This window comes from Micromonospora sp. CPCC 205546 (assembly GCF_036902715.1).
Taxonomy (GTDB): domain Bacteria; phylum Actinomycetota; class Actinomycetes; order Mycobacteriales; family Micromonosporaceae; genus Micromonospora.
The window spans coordinates 133,642-148,391 of record NZ_JBAKHL010000001.1; the positions used below are offsets into that span (position 1 = coordinate 133,642).

General features: G+C 73.3%; 14 protein-coding genes. 9 read left to right on the plus strand and 5 right to left on the minus strand.

The genetic code is table 11. The features are described 5' to 3' along the window. The first annotated feature begins 26 nt into the window (after window positions 1-26). From mshD to V6U77_RS00665, 6 genes are all read left to right on the plus strand, one after another. Window positions 27-953: a mycothiol synthase gene (mshD, locus tag V6U77_RS00640; RefSeq protein WP_334604065.1), complete on the plus strand. Its 927-nt coding sequence runs from the start codon at window positions 27-29 to the stop codon at window positions 951-953. A 284-nt stretch (window positions 954-1,237) separates the two neighbouring features. Next, complete coding sequence (pstS, locus tag V6U77_RS00645) at window positions 1,238-2,341, plus strand: phosphate ABC transporter substrate-binding protein PstS (protein ID WP_334604066.1); 1,104 nt, start codon at window positions 1,238-1,240, stop codon at window positions 2,339-2,341. A gap of 49 nt (window positions 2,342-2,390) precedes the next feature. Further along, window positions 2,391-3,482 carry a phosphate ABC transporter permease subunit PstC gene (pstC, locus tag V6U77_RS00650; protein ID WP_334604067.1) on the plus strand — a complete coding sequence of 364 codons (1,092 nt, stop codon included), beginning with the start codon at window positions 2,391-2,393 and terminating at the stop codon, window positions 3,480-3,482. Then, on the plus strand, window positions 3,479-4,567 hold the full coding sequence (gene pstA / locus V6U77_RS00655) for a phosphate ABC transporter permease PstA (RefSeq protein ID WP_334604068.1): 1,089 nt from the start codon (window positions 3,479-3,481) through the stop codon (window positions 4,565-4,567). The genes pstC and pstA overlap by 4 nt, the downstream gene beginning before the upstream one ends. 20 nt (window positions 4,568-4,587) lie before the next feature. Then, the gene (gene pstB, locus V6U77_RS00660) at window positions 4,588-5,364 is read left to right on the plus strand and encodes a phosphate ABC transporter ATP-binding protein PstB (RefSeq protein ID WP_334604069.1); all 777 of its coding nucleotides are present in this window, start codon (window positions 4,588-4,590) and stop codon (window positions 5,362-5,364) included. A gap of 142 nt (window positions 5,365-5,506) precedes the next feature. Then, window positions 5,507-5,920: a VOC family protein gene (locus V6U77_RS00665; protein ID WP_334604070.1), complete on the plus strand. Its 414-nt coding sequence runs from the start codon at window positions 5,507-5,509 to the stop codon at window positions 5,918-5,920. A 33-nt stretch (window positions 5,921-5,953) separates the two neighbouring features. Here the strand turns inward: V6U77_RS00665 and V6U77_RS00670 are convergent, their stop codons facing one another. Next, entirely contained in the window at window positions 5,954-6,787 is an 834-nt protein-coding gene (locus tag V6U77_RS00670; RefSeq protein WP_334604071.1) for an NUDIX hydrolase, read from the minus strand. A 71-nt stretch (window positions 6,788-6,858) separates the two neighbouring features. Between V6U77_RS00670 and V6U77_RS00675 the strand changes: the two genes are divergently transcribed. Beyond that, window positions 6,859-7,827: a Gfo/Idh/MocA family protein gene (locus V6U77_RS00675; RefSeq protein WP_334604072.1), complete on the plus strand. Its 969-nt coding sequence runs from the start codon at window positions 6,859-6,861 to the stop codon at window positions 7,825-7,827. A gap of 50 nt (window positions 7,828-7,877) precedes the next feature. On the opposite strand, the gene V6U77_RS00680 is transcribed toward V6U77_RS00675, so the two are convergent. The 3 genes from V6U77_RS00680 to V6U77_RS00690 form a co-directional block, all read right to left on the minus strand. Beyond that, entirely contained in the window at window positions 7,878-8,882 is a 1,005-nt protein-coding gene (locus tag V6U77_RS00680) for an inorganic phosphate transporter (RefSeq protein ID WP_334604073.1), read from the minus strand. 4 nt (window positions 8,883-8,886) lie between these two features. Beyond that, window positions 8,887-9,513, minus strand: coding sequence for a DUF47 domain-containing protein (locus V6U77_RS00685; protein ID WP_088998168.1), 627 nt, complete (start codon window positions 9,511-9,513; stop codon window positions 8,887-8,889). A gap of 143 nt (window positions 9,514-9,656) precedes the next feature. Continuing rightward, window positions 9,657-10,562, minus strand: coding sequence for a PPK2 family polyphosphate kinase (locus V6U77_RS00690; RefSeq protein ID WP_334604218.1), 906 nt, complete (start codon window positions 10,560-10,562; stop codon window positions 9,657-9,659). Window positions 10,563-10,918: 356 nt separating this feature from the next. Here V6U77_RS00690 and sigJ point away from each other — a divergent pair, with 356 nt between their 5' ends. Continuing rightward, the gene (sigJ, locus tag V6U77_RS00695; protein ID WP_442934344.1) at window positions 10,919-11,872 is read left to right on the plus strand and encodes an RNA polymerase sigma factor SigJ; all 954 of its coding nucleotides are present in this window, start codon (window positions 10,919-10,921) and stop codon (window positions 11,870-11,872) included. 50 nt (window positions 11,873-11,922) lie between these two features. Here the strand turns inward: sigJ and V6U77_RS00700 are convergent, their stop codons facing one another. Then, entirely contained in the window at window positions 11,923-12,429 is a 507-nt protein-coding gene (locus V6U77_RS00700; protein WP_334604075.1) for a DUF402 domain-containing protein, read from the minus strand. Window positions 12,430-12,567: 138 nt separating this feature from the next. Here V6U77_RS00700 and V6U77_RS00705 point away from each other — a divergent pair, with 138 nt between their 5' ends. Then, complete coding sequence (locus V6U77_RS00705; protein ID WP_442934345.1) at window positions 12,568-14,736, plus strand: ATP-dependent DNA helicase; 2,169 nt, start codon at window positions 12,568-12,570, stop codon at window positions 14,734-14,736. Window positions 14,737-14,750: the final 14 nt, after the last annotated feature.

A 14,750-nucleotide genomic window follows, 5' to 3' on the forward strand; every position in this document is an offset into this window, starting at 1 on the left:
GGCGCGGACCCGACTACGGTGACGTCATGAGCAACCCCGATGCGAGCGGCGGCCGGGTGACCCGGGCCGACCGCCTCAGCCCCACGGAGATCGCCGACGTGACGACCCTGGCCGGGGCCGCCGGCGACGCGGACGGGGCGGACCCCTTCGACGAGCACGTCCTGCTCCGGCTCCGCGACCCGGACGCGCCCGCCGTGCACCTGACCGCCCGGTCGGACGACGGCACCCTGATCGGGTACGCGCACCTGGACACCACCGACGCGGCCGCCGGGGTCGGGGTGGAGCTGGTGGTGCACCCGGCGTACCGCCGGCGCGGGACCGGTCGGGCGCTGGCCCGGGGCGTCCTGGCGGCGGCGGACGGTCCGCTGCGGGTCTGGGCGCACGGCGACCATCCCTCGGCCGCCGCGCTCGCGGTCGACCTGGGCCTGCACCGGGCCCGGGTGCTCTGGCAGTTACGCCGGCCGCTGACCGCCCCCGTCCCGCAGCACCCGCTGCCGGACGGCGTGACGCTGCGCGCCTTCCGGCCCGGCGCCGACGACGAGGAGTGGCTGGCGCTCAACGCGCGGGCCTTCGCCGCGCACCCGGAGCAGGGTCGCTGGTCCCCCGCCGACCTGCGGGTACGCCTCGCCGAGCCGTGGTTCGACCCGGAGGGCTTCCTGCTCGCCGTCGACGATTCCACCGGCCGGCTGCTCGGCTTCCACTGGACGAAGGTCCACGAGCGACCGGGCTCGGCCCGCATCGGCGAGGTCTACGTCCTCGGCGTGGACCCGTCGGCCCACCGTGGTGGGCTGGGGCGCGCGCTGACCGCGGCCGGCCTGGCGCACCTGCGCGACCAGCGTGACCTGGACCGGGTCATGCTCTACGTCGACGAGTCGAACTCCGCGGCGGTGGCGCTCTACGAGCGGCTCGGCTTCGCCCGCTGGTCGGCGCACGTCAACTACCAGTCGGCCTGACGTCGCCACGGGCCCGGGGCGCGTCGCCACGGGCCCGGGGCGCGTCGCCCCGGGCCCGGGACGCGACGCCCGCCCGCACCCCCGGCAGGCGCATCCGCGTTCACCCGACGGACAACTCACCCTCAGCGAGCGGTCATCCGCGCTGCCGCACCTGTTCACTCCCCGTTCACTTCCGACCGGCGAACCGGCTACCTGGCGCTCCTAGCTTTTGGATCAGCCGGTCAGCGCCGGCACCCCGGGCCCCAATCCGGGTGCGATGTCAGACGTGAAGGGAAACCCCTCAGGTGAAGCTCCAGCGGCACGGCACCCTCGCCTGCCTCGCTCTTACCGCGACGCTCGCTCTCAGCGCATGCGGCTCGGACAACAACGAGCCCGCGAGCAGCGCCTCCGCCTCCGGATCGGCCGCCGCCGACTGCGCCACCGGCACGCTGAACGCCCAGGGCTCGTCGGCGCAGAAGAACGCCATGGACGAGTGGATCAAGGCGTACCAGCAGAAGTGCTCCGGCGCCAAGATCAACTATGAGCCCTCCGGCTCGGGCGCCGGCATCCAGGCCTTCATCGCCGGCACCGCCGACTTCGCCGGCTCGGACTCCGCCCTCAAGGAGGAGGAGCAGCCGCAGGCCGACGCCAAGTGCGTCGGCGGCGCCGCGATCAACCTGCCGATGGTGATCGGCCCGGTCGCCATCGCCTACAACGTCAGCGGCGTGGACGACCTCCGGCTCAAGCCGGCCACCCTGGCGAAGATCTTCGCCGGCAAGGTCACCAAGTGGGACGACCCGGCGATCAAGGCCGACAACCCGGACGCCAAGCTGCCGTCGACCGCGATCAACGCGGTGCACCGCTCGGACTCCTCCGGCACCACCGACAACTTCACCGACTTCCTCACCAAGACCGCCGCGTCCGACTGGACGTTCGGCAAGGCCAAGGAGTGGAAGGCCCCGGGCGGCACCGGCGCGGCGAAGTCCGACGGCGTGGCCAGCGCGATCAAGGGCCAGGACGGCACCATCGGCTACGTCGAGTGGTCGTACGCCGAGAACGGCGGCCTGAAGACCGCCAAGGTCGGCAACGGCGCGGGCGAGTTCGCCGAGCTGACCGCCGAGTCGGCCGGCAAGACCATCGCCGGCGCCGAGGTGGTCGGCCAGGGCGACGACCTGAAGATGAAGATCGACTACAACACCAAGGAGGCCGGGGCCTACCCGATCGTCCTGGTGACCTACGAGATCGTCTGCACCAAGGGCCTCGCCGCCGACAAGCTCCCGCTGGTCAAGGGCTTCCTCGGCCACGCCGCGAGCCCCGCGGGCCAGGCCGACCTGACCGAGCTGGGCTACGCCCCGCTGCCCGAGACGGTCCGCACCAAGGTCGAGGCCGCGGTCAAGAACCTCGCCTGAGCCGGCCGCACCGACACCACCACCACCTCAACCCGAAGCGAGCGAGCAGATGGGTGAAACCCCTCACCGCTCGGCCCACGCCGGCACCGGCGGGACCAGCGTGACCGACGGTCACGACCGGCCCGCCGGTGCCTCGGCGCGTGTGGTCGAGGCACCAGTCAGCACCCGTACGCCGGGCGGAGCCGGCCTGGGCGGCGGCGGCGCGCTGCCCCGGGCCCGGGCGTTCGGCGCCGAACGGGCCTTCCGTGGTCTCACCCTGGCCGCCGGCACCACCGTCCTGGTCGTCATCGCGGCGATCGCGGTCTTCCTGGTCGCCAAGGCGGTGCCGGCGCTGCGGGCCAACACCGAGAGCTTCTGGACGTTCGAAGGCTGGTTCCCGAACGACGCGGAACCCAAGTTCGGCATCGGGGCGCTCGCCTTCGGCACCGTGCTCAGCTCCGCGCTGGCCCTGCTCATCGCGGTGCCGGTCGCCCTGGGCATCGCGCTCTACCTGTCCCACTACGCGCCGCGCCGCCTCGGCACCGCCCTGGGCTTCCTGATCGACCTGTTGGCCGCGGTGCCGAGCGTGGTCTTCGGCCTCTGGGGCCGCGACGTCTTCATCGACCCGGTGCGGAACTTCTCGACCTGGCTGAACACGTACTTCGGCTGGATCCCGATCTTCGGCGGCGACGGCCCGTTCGGCAAGTCCATCATGCTGGGCGCGCTGGTCCTGGCGATCATGGTGCTGCCGATCATCACCTCGCTCTCCCGCGAGGTGTTCCTGCAGACCCCGACCGCCAACGAGGAGGCCGCCCTCGCCCTCGGCGCCACCCGCTGGGAGATGATCCGCACCGCGGTGCTGCCGTACGGGCGGCCCGGCATCGTCGCCGCGGTGATGCTCGGTCTGGGCCGGGCGCTCGGCGAGACCATCGCCCTGGCGATGACCCTCGGCATCACCTTCGGCATCTCGTTCAACCTCATCGAGAGCGGCGGCAACACCATCGCCGCCAACATCGCCAACACGTTCGGCGAGGCGAACGACACGGGACGGGGCGCGCTCATCGCCTCGGGCCTCGTGCTCTTCGCCATCACGCTGATCGTCAACATCACGGCGCGGGCGATCATCCACCGCCGCCGGGAGTTCACGGAGTCGGCCGCATGACCACCACTCTCACGTCGCACCGCACCCGTCCGCCGGCCCAGCCGCCCACGCTGCGGGCCCGGCGCCTGCCGAGGTACGCCGCGCCGGCCATCGCGGCAGCCGCGATCCTGGTCGCCGCCGCGTTCGTGTACGGCACCGGCACCGGCGGCCCGGTGCTGGTCGTGGTGGTCGCCGCGCTGCTCTACCTGGCCGGCCTGTTCGCCGCCGCCAACAGGGTGGAGGGGCGGCGGTCGGCGCGCAACCGCACCTGGAGCGCGCTGATCCACTCCGCGTTCGTGCTGGCCGTCCTGCCGCTGGCCTCGGTGGTCTGGACGCTGGTCAGCAAGGGCGCCGAGCGGCTGGACGCCGACTTCTTCCTCACCTCGATGAACAACATCGGCGCGCGGGATGCGAACGGCGGCGCGTACCACGCGATCGTCGGCACGCTCCAGCAGGTCGGCGTCGCCACCCTGATCACCGTCCCGCTCGGCATCCTCTGCGCGATCTACATCGTCGAGTACGGCCGGGGCCGCTTCGCCGCCGCGATCCGGTTCTTCGTCGACGTGATGACGGGCATCCCGTCGATCGTCGCCGGCCTGTTCGTGCTGGCCTTCTGGGTGCTGATCGTCTCGCCGTGGTTCAACGACGGGCGGCCCAGCTTCTCCGGCTTCGCCGCCGCGCTCGCGCTCAGCGTGCTGATGCTGCCCACCGTGGTCCGCTCCACCGAGGAGATGCTGCGTCTCGTCCCGGCGCCGCTGCGCGAGGGGGCGTACGCCCTCGGCGTGCCGAAGTGGAAGACCATCCTGCGGGTCGTACTGCCGACCGCCCTGCCGGGCATCGTCACCGGCGTCATGCTCGCCATCGCCCGAGCGGCCGGCGAGACCGCCCCGGTGCTGCTCGTCGCCGGCGGCGGCGCGGCGATCAACTTCAACCCGTTCGAGAACAACCAGTCGTCGCTGGCCCTCTTCGTCTACCAGCAGGCCGGTGACGCGTCGAGGTACGCGCCGGCGCGGGCGTGGACCGCCGCACTCACCCTGGTCGCCCTCGTGCTGATCCTGACCGTCGCGGCGAAGCTGCTGGCCCGTCGCAACCGGCTCGGCCGATGAACCCCGGAGGTACCACCACCATGGCCAAGCGCATCGAAGCCTCGAGCGTCACCGCCTACTACGGCGCCTTCAAGGCGATCGAGAACATCAACCTGACGGTCGAGCCGAAGACGGTGACCGCCCTGATCGGCCCGTCCGGCTGCGGCAAGTCCACCTTCCTGCGGTCGATCAACCGGATGCACGAGGTGCTCCCCGGTGCCCGGGTCGAGGGCAGCCTCACCATCGACGACCAGGACATCTACGACCGGGACGTGGACGTCACCGCCGTCCGGCGCATGATCGGCATGGTCTTCCAGCGGCCGAACCCGTTCCCCACCATGAGCATCTTCGAGAACGTGGTGGCCGGGCTGCGGCTCAACGGCGTACGCAGGAAGTCGATCCTGGAGGAGGCGGCCGAGCGGGCGCTGCGCTCGGCCAACCTCTGGGACGAGGTGAAGGACCGGCTGGGCAAGCCCGGCGCCGGGCTCTCCGGCGGTCAGCAGCAGCGGCTCTGCATCGCCCGGACCATCGCCGTCGAGCCGCAGGTGGTGCTGATGGACGAGCCCTGCTCGGCGCTCGACCCGATCTCCACGCTGGCCATCGAGGACCTGATGTTCCAGCTCAAGGACAAGTTCACCATCATCATCGTCACGCACAACATGCAACAGGCCGCCCGCGTCTCGGACCGGACCGCCTTCTTCTCGATCGAGAAGACCGGCGACCCGGGCCGCCTCATCGAGTACGACAACACGCAGAAGATCTTCAGCAACCCCGGCGTGAAGAAGACCGAGGACTACATCACCGGCCGCTTCGGCTGAGCGGCGGGGCAGTGGCCCCTTCTCCCGCTTCTCCTGCGGGGAAGGGGCCCTTCCCTTCCCCGCCCGGGCCGTGGCGAGCCCGGGCGGGGAAGGGATCTGCCCTAGAGTCGAAAAACGCCTACGGTCGCTGTGGAGGACGGGAATGTCGGAATACCCCCGGTTGCTGCAGACCGTGCTCGACAGCACGAACCCCCGGGAGCTCGCCGAGTTCTACCGGCGGCTGCTCGGGCTGCGGTACCGACCCGGTGACGAACCACCGACGGACGGGACGGCCGACGACCGGGACTGGCTCGTGCTCCGAGACTCCGACGGAGCGGCCAAGCTCGCCTTCCAACTTGTCGATCGTCTGCCCCGGACCACCTGGCCCCGGCACGACGTGCCGATGCAGTTGCACCTCGACCTCACGGTCCCGAACGCGTCCGAACTGGAGAGGCAGCGGGAGCGGGCCGAGGCCCTGGGCGCGGAGCTTCTGCTCGACCGGACCGACGACCCCGACGAGCCGTTGTACGTGTTCGCGGACCCGTCCGGTCACCCGTTCTGCATCTTCGTGGCCTAGCCGCGCCGGCCTGCGCGCACGCGACGACCACGGTCAGCCCAGCACGAACCGGGGCTCGCCGGTCGCGGGCACGTCGAGGCGGGGCGTGACCGGGGTGGCCGCGTCCCGGGTCGCCGCCGCGCGGGCGACGCCGGCCAGGTCGCCGCCGGCCGCCACCTGGGCCAGGTTCACCAGGGTGGGCGGGAGCATGGTCAGCTCGCCGGCCTCCGCCCGGGCCAGGGCGTCCGCCGGGCGGGCCCACAGGGTGTGGTCGGCCTCGCCGGAGACGTCCCGGGTCCGCTGCCCCTCGGGCAGCAGGGCCACGAAGAAGTACGTGTCGAAGCGGCGCGGCTCGAACTCCGGCGTGATCCACCGGCTCCACGGCAGCAGCAGGTCCGACCGGAGGGTGAGCCCGCGCCGGGCGAGCAGGTCCGCGAAGCCGCCCCGGCGCTGCTCCAGCGCCACCCGGTCGGCCTCCCAGTCGTCACCGCTCACGTCGCCGACCACGGTCTGTGCGTCGGGGCCGGCGAGCAGGACCCCGGCCTCCTCGAAGACCTCCCGGGCGGCGGCGCAGACGACCGCCTGCGCGGCCTCGGGGGTCAGCCCCAGCCGCTCACCCCACCCGGCCGGCGACGGGCCGGCCCAGTCCAGGTGCGCCTGCGAGTCCGAGGGGTCGACCCCGCCGCCGGGGAAGGCGTACATCCCGCCGAAGGCCATCGCGGCGACCCGTCGGATCAGGTAGACCTCGAAGTCGTCGCCGGCGGGGCGGAGCAGCAGCACGGTTGCCGCGACCCGGGGCGCCGCCGGGGTGCCGCCCTCGGCGCGGAAGCGGCGGGCGTGCTCCACGAGCGCCGGGGGTGCGGGGAAGCCGTCGGCGTCGATCGTCATGCGCCGAGCCTAGTTCCCGACGGGTGGATCGCCCCCGCCGCCGTCGGGTGATCTTCGCTAGCGTGGCCGGCATGACTCGATGGGGCATCCTGGCCACCGGCAACATCGCCGCCCGTTTCGCCGAGGATCTGCGCCTGGTCCCGGGCGCCGAACTCGCGGCGGTCGGCTCCCGCACCGCCGAGAGCGCGCAGCGGTTCGCGGCCCGGCACGGCGTGCCGCGGGCGTACGCCTCCTGGGCGGAACTCGCCGCGGACGACGAGCTGGACGTCGTCTACGTCGCCACCCCGCACGCCGCGCACCACGAGGCGGCCATGACCTGCCTCGCGGCCGGCCGGGCGGTGCTGCTGGAGAAGCCGTTCACCCTCGACCTGGCGACCAGCGTCGAGCTGGTCGACACCGCCCACGCGGCCGGGGTCTTCCTGATGGAGGCCATGTGGATGCGGACGAACCCGCTCGTACGCCGGCTCTGCGGGCTGGTCACGGATGGCGCGATCGGCACGGTGACCGGCGTGCGGGCCGACTTCGGGTTGGCCGGGCCGTTCCCGCCTGAGCACCGGATGCGGGCCCGGACGCTCGGCGGCGGCGCCCTGCTCGACCTCGGCGTCTACCCGGTCAGCCTGGCCCACCTGCTGCTCGGCGTGCCCGACCACGTCCGGTCCTGGGCGCGGCTGAGCCCCGAGGGGGTGGACGAGAACACCGGGATCGTCCTCGGCTACGACTCGGGGGCGGTCGCCACGCTGAGCTGCGGCATGGTCGGGGCGACCGCGCCGGTCGCCTCGATCACCGGCACCACCGGCCGGATCGACCTGCCCGAGCCGTTCTTCCGCCCCGGCTCGGCGACCCTGCACCGCGCGGGCGCCGAGCCGGAGACGATCACCGACGAGCTGGTCGGCGGCGGCTACCAGCACGAGGCCGCCGAGGTCCAGCGCTGCCTCGCCGAGGGCCTGCTGGAGAGCCCCCTGGTCCCGCACGCCGCCACGCTGGAGGTGATGGCGCTGCTCGACTCCATCCGCGCCCAGATCGGCGTCTCCTACTCCTGACGGCAGAACGGAGAAGGGGCCCCTCGTCGCCGGGGGCCCCTTCGCCTGCGTCAGCTGAACAGGGGGCGGACCAGGAAGTACATCAGGGCGCCGATCGAGCCGGCGGCCGGGAAGGTGAGGATCCACGCGCCGACGATGTTGCCGGCCACGCCCCAGCGGACGGCGGAGAGCCGCTTGGTGGCGCCGACGCCCATGATCGCCGAGGTGATCGTGTGGGTCGTCGAGATCGGCGCGCCGAGGACCAGGGCGTTGAAGTAGAGCACGCCGCTGGCCACGGTCTCGGCGGCGAAGCCCTCCGGCGGCCGCAGGTCGATGATCTTGCGACCCAGGGTCCGGATGATCCGCCAGCCACCGGCGTACGTGCCGGCGGCCAGCACGGCGGCCGACGTCCAGAAGGCCCACTCGGGGATGAAGCTGGGGTCGTCCTGGTAGCCGCCGACGTAGAGGGCGAGCACCACGATGCCGATGGTCTTGGCGGCGTCCTGCATGCCGTGGCCGACCGACATGGCGGCGGCGGACGCGGTCTGCGCCCAGCGGAAGCCCCGGTTGAGCTTGCCCGGGTGGCCGTTCCGGAAGATCCACTGCACGGCGATCATGACGATGTAGCCGAGCAGGAAGCCCACCATGGGCGAGAGCACCATCGGGATGATCACGCTCTCCCCGATGCCGGTCCACAGCACCGTGCCGGACGCCGCGACGGTCGAACCGACCAGGCCGCCGATCAACGCGTGCGACGAGGACGACGGCAGGCCGAAGTACCAGGTGACCAGGTTCCAGACGATCGCGCCGATCACGCCGGCGAAGACGATGCCGAGGCTCGCCGTGCCGGTGGGTAGTTGCACCAGGCCGCTGCCGACGGTCTTGGCGACCTCGGCGCCGAAGTGGGCGCCGATGAAGTTGCCGACCGCCGCCATGGCCAGGGCCACCCGGGGTGTGAGCGCCCGGGTGGAGATGCTGGTCGCGATCGCGTTGGCGGCGTCGTGGAAGCCGTTGGTGTAGTCGAACGCCAACGCCACCGCGATCACCGCCAGCACGGCGATGAGTTCGGGACTCACAGGATCAGGACTCCTTGACCGCGATGGTCTCGACGGTGTTCGCCACGTGCTCGAAGGCGTCGCAGGCGGCCTCCAGCTCGTCGGCGACCTCCTTCATCTTCAGCACGGTCAGGGCGTCGTACTCGCCGGAGAAGAGGCGGACCAGCAGCATCCGGTACACCTGGTCGCCGTCGTTCTCCAGGCGGTTGCACTCGATCCAGTAGTCCTCGAGGTCCTTCATCGACTTCAGCCGCGGCATGGCGTCGGCGGTGAGCTTGGCCTGCGCGTCCAGCACGTTGACCATCTCGTGCATCTCGCGGGGCAGCGAGGGGAGCTTGGTCAGGCCGTAGAGGTAGAGCAGGTTCCCGACCGCCTCGAGGTGGTCCATCACGTCGTCCAGCAGCGACCCGAGCCGGTAGATGTCCTCCCGGTCGAACGGCGTGATGAAGGTGGAGTTGATCTTCTTGTACAGCTCGTGGGTGATCTGGTCGCTGTCGTGCTCCACCTCGGTGAGCCGCTCGCTGACCGACTGCACCTCCACCCCCGGAAGGGCCAGCTCGTTGAGCAGCTCGGTGCCCTTCACCAGGTTCTGTGCGGCCCTGGTGAAGAGCTCGTAGAAGGCGCCCTCGTTCGGGCGGAAGGAAAACTTCACAGCACGGACCTCGTCGTGTCGGTGGAAGGGTGGCGGCCGCCCGGAGGGTGCCCGCCTGGGAATGCTAGAAAACGACCACAGCGGGAATTCGGCGGCCTCCCCCTGATCAGACCGCATTCACCAGTCGTTCACCCGTTGTTCACCTACGACGTTCTCTCGGGTCCCAGCAGCCGCTCCCGTTCGCGCCGGACGTCGAAGCCGGCAGGCGGATACCCGAGATCGAGGGTGTCGAACGTCTCGCGGAGCAGGTGCGCGACGGCCCAGTCGCGGTACCACTTGCGGTCCGCCGGCACCACGTACCAGGGCGCGGCGTCCGTGCCGCACCGGCTCAGAGCCTCGGCGTACGCGGCCTGGTAGTCGTCCCAGCGGGCACGGGCGTCGATGTCCGAGGGGTCGTACTTCCAGTGCTTGCGCGGCTCGTCCAGCCGCTCCAGCAGCCGCCGGCCCTGTTCGGCGTACGAGATGTGCAGCATCACCTTCACCAGGGCCACGCCGGCGTCCACCTGCTCCCGCTCGAACGCGTTGATCTCGTCGTACCTGGCCTGCCAGACCGGCTCGGGCACCAGCGACTCGACGCGCGCCACGAGCACGTCCTCGTAGTGCGAGCGGTTGAAGACCCCCACCTGGCCGGGCGGCGGGAGCGCCCGCCGGATCCGCCACAGGAAGTCGTGCTGCAGCTCCTCGGGGGTGGGAGGCCCGAACGAGCGGACGTGCAGGCCCAGCGGGTTCATCGCGCCGGCCACGCGCTTGACGGTCCCGTCCTTGCCGCCGCAGTCCATCGCCTGGAGCACCAGCAGCACCCGGCGGCCGGCGGCCGCGCCCTCCTGCCGCGTACCGGCCGGCCGGCCCGCCTCCCGTGCCTTCGCGTCGGCGAAGAGCATCTCCTGCTGCCTGCCCAGCTCCGCGCCGATCAGCGTGACCTGGCCACGGGCCCACTCCTTGCGCCGGCCGCCGGTCTCGTCCGGACCGGGCAGCCCGGGCGTCGACCGGGGATCCACGGCCCGCAGGTCGACCGCCCCGCCCGGCGCCAGCCGGAGCAGGTCCCGCATGGCGCCCCCGACCGGCCCCACGACCCCACCGCCCCGGTCCACGCCTTCACGGTCCACGCCGCCCACCTCAGTCGCTCGCATCCCCGGATCATCACCCAGATCCGCCCACCCCGCCCCCCAACCCACCCCGCCCACACCCCCACCCCGCCCGCGATCATGCACCTGTGGTGGGCGGTACACACCACTTCGCCCCTTACGTGGGGCACCACGACTGCATGATCGGCTGCGTCTCGGCCGGCGTGCCGGCGCGGTCCGCCCCCGCTCCTTCGGGTGCGGGTGTCGAGGGGGCGAGAATCGGGGCGGGTGGGCGCAGCAGGGCGTCGCGGCACAGGGGCGGGGGCACCGTGGGGGATCTGGTGGCGGAGTTCGAGGCCGAGCGGGGGCGGCTGCTGGCGGTGGCCCACCGAATGCTCGGCAGCCGCAGCGAGGCGGAGGACGCCGTGCAGGAGACCTGGCTGCGGTACGCCGCCGCGCTCGCCGACCCGGCGGCCCGCGCCGAGATCCGGCACCTCGGCGCCTGGCTCACCACCGCCTGCGCCCGGATCTGCCTCGACGTGCTCCGCTCGGCGCGGGTGCGGCGGGAGGCGTACCCCGGCCAGTGGCTGCCGGAGCCCGTGGTGACGCCGCTCGACGAGGGCCCGCGCCTCGACGGCTTCGCGCCCGACCCCGCCGAGCGGGCGGTCCGCGCCGACCAGGTCGGCACCGCACTGATGGTGGTGCTGGAGCGGCTCGCGCCGGAGCAGCGGGTCGCCTTCGTGCTGCACGACGTCTTCGCCGTGCCGTTCTCCCGGATCGCCGAGGTGCTCGCCACGAGCGACGCCGCCGCCCGCCAGCTCGCGTCCCGGGCGCGCCGGGCGGTGCAGGGGTCCGACGCGCCCCGGCACACCGCCGACGCGGTCGAGCAGCGCCGGGTGCTCGCCGCCTTCGTGGCCGCCGTCGAGTCGGGCGACCTGGCGGCCCTGGTGCGGGTGCTCGCCCCCGACGTGGTGGCCATCGGCGACAGCGGCGGCCACTTCCCGGCGGCCCGGCGCCCGGTGCTCGGCGCCGACGCGGTGGCCCGCTTCGTCCTGGGCCTGTTCGGTCGGGCCGGCCGGTACGGCGGCACGCTGCGCGCCCGCCGGGTGCTGGTCGACGGCGTGGAGGGCCTGCACCTGGAGAGCCGGCACTCGGACGGCCGGCCGCTGCGGGTCGTCGCCGCCCTCGCGGTGGACGAGGGCCGGGTTACCGGGCTCTTCCACCAGCTCAATCCGGAGAAGCTGGGTGACCTGCCGCCGCTGACGGGCGACGACGGCTGGCCGCCGCGCTGGTGACCCCCGGCGCCTGTCCCGACGGGGTCCGTCGGGCGGGTCGCGCCGCCCGGTCAGACGACCAGGGCCAGCCACTTCCGGTACGACGAGGCGAACGGCTCGACGCCGTCGCCGAGCGCGTCGAGGAGCCACCGGGCCGCCGCCTCGGCCTGCGCCACCACGTCGTCGGGGTAGCCGAAGCGGGCCCGGTGCTCGGCGAACTCGTCCTCGTCGCGCAGCTCCACCAGGCCGGTCGTCCGGCGGCGCACCACGTCCAGGTCGAGGTCGATGAGGTGGACGGTGTCGTCGTTCTCCCAGCGGGCCGGGCTGGCGATGTCGCAGTAGACCTCGCTGGTGCGCGGCGGCGGGTTGAACATGCCGGTCCACCAGGCGTGGTGCGGCACCAGGAGGACGAACGGGATCCGCTCCACCGACGGGCGGCCGTGGTAGACGGACTTCGTGCCCTCGGTGACGCCGAGCCAGACGCCGAGGTCGTCCTCGGCGAGGCGGCGGGCCGGGTAGTCACGGTGGGCGCTGCCGTCGTACTTGCGGTAGATCACGCGGACCACGTCGCTCGGCATGAGTCGCACCCTAACCGATACCGCCCATCCGTCGCCGCACGGAAGTAACCGGACGCGGTCGACGGGAGACCGTACCGTGACGACGCCACGCCCCGGATCGGCGCGGCCGGTGTCGGGGACGGCGGGTACCGTCGCACGGTGACTCCGCGCCTCGCCACCGGTTCCGCCGCCCCCTCGCCCCGCACCGGAGGCCGGCGGCGGGGCGCCCGCCCGAGCGGGGTGGAACTGCTCGCCGCCGCGGTCGGCGCGGTGCCCGGCGGGGCGGCGCGGCCCGGCCAGCAGCAGATGGCGACCGCCATCGAGGAGTGCGTGCAGGAGCGGGAGCACCTGCTGGTGCAGGCCGGCACGGGCACCGGCAAGTCGTTGGCCTACCTGACGCCCGCGCTGACGGTGGACGGTCCGGTGGTGGTCTCCACGGCCACCCTGGCGTTGCAGTCCCAACTGGTCGACCACGACCTGCCCCGGCTCGCCGACGCCGTGGAGCCGGTACTCGGCCGGCGGCCCACCTTCGCGGTGCTGAAGGGGCGGCACCACTACCTCTGCCTGGCCCGGCTGGACAACTCCACCGAGGACGAGCCGGAGGACACGCTCTTCGACGCCCCGGCCGCGCGCCCCGGCGGCGGCACCAGGTGGCTCGGCGAGGCGGGCCGGCTCGGCAAGCAGGTCCAGCGGCTGCGCGACTGGGCGGAGAAGACCGACACCGGCGACCGGGACGAGCTGGACCCGGGCGTCGACGACCAGGCCTGGCGGCTGGTCTCCATGCCGGCCCGGGAGTGTGTCGGCGCGTCCCGCTGCCCGTTCGGCGCGGAGTGCTTCGCGGAGGCGTCCCGGGCCCGCGCGCGGGAGGCCGACATCGTGGTCACCAACCACAGCCTGCTCGCGGTGGACATGCTCGCCGGCCGGCACATCGTGCCGCCGCACAAGCTGCTCATCGTCGACGAGGCGCACGAGCTGGCCGACCGGGTCTCCTCGGCGGCGCAGGCCGAGCTGGTGCCGGAGCTGATCGACCGCTCCGCGAAGCGGGCCCGCCCGCTGCTGCGGCCGGACGTCGCCGAGTCGCTCACCGCGGCCGGCGACGCCCTGGCGGTCGGGCTGGCCGAGGCGCCGGCCGGGCGGATCACGTCGGGGCTGCCGTCCGTGCTGCGCGAGGCGTGCACCCTGCTGGACGCGGCCACCCGGGCGGCGCTCGACGCTATCGGCGAGGTCAAGTCCGACGACCCGGACCCGGTGCGCAAGCAGCAGGCCAAGGCGGTGCTCGACGAACTCTCCGCCACCGCGCAGCGGCTGCTGGAGGAGGCCGACCACGACGTCGCCTGGGTGGAGAAGAACGACAACACCGGCCGTCGGGCTCTGGTGGTCGCGCCGCTCTCGGTCGCCGGCACGCTCGCCACCCACCTGTACGACGAGCGCACGGTGGTCGCCACCTCGGCGACGCTGACGCTGGGCGGCCGGTTCGACACGGTGGCCCGGGCGCTGGGCCTGGAGGCCGCCCCGGCCGACCCGCCGTCCCCGGCCGCCGCCGCCCTGGCCGCCCGGTCCGCCAAGCGCACGGGCGGCACCGGGCCGGCGGACGGCACCGGGTCGGCCGAGGGCGGCCCGGTGGCCGGTCCGGCCGGGGCACCGGCCACCTCGGGGCCGGGCTGGCGCTCCCTCGACGTGGGCTCGCCGTTCGACTACCCCCGGCAGGGCATCCTCTACGTCGCCGCGCACCTGCCCCGACCCAGCGTCTCCGGGCTGCCCGACGCAGCCGGTGAGGAACTGCTCGCGCTGGTCACCGCGCTCGGCGGGCGTACGCTCGGCCTCTTCTCCTCCCGACGGGCCGCGCAGCAGGCGGCGGAGCTGCTGCGCGCACGGACCGACCTGCCGGTCCTGCTGCAGGGCGAGGAGGCGCTTCCGCTGCTGGTACGCCGGTTCCGCGAGGAGAAGTCCAGCTGCCTGTTCGGGGTGATGTCGCTCTGGCAGGGCGTCGACGTGCCGGGCGACTCCTGCCAGCTGGTGGTCATCGACCGGCTGCCCTTCCCCCGGCCGGACGAGCCGCTGGCGGCGGCGCGGGCCGCGGCCGTGGACGCCGGCGGCGGGTCGGGCTTCGCGGCCGTCAGCGTGCCGATCGCCGCGATCCGCCTCGCCCAGGGGGTGGGGCGGCTGATCCGGTCGACGGGCGACAAGGGCGTGGTGGCGGTGCTCGACTCGCGCCTGGAGACCGCCCGGGGCTACGGGGCGTTCCTGCGCCGGTCGCTCCCGCCGTTCTGGTACACCACCCGGCCCGAGGTCGCCCGCGGCGCCCTCGAACGCCTCGCCAAGACCTGACCCAGGCGACCCGC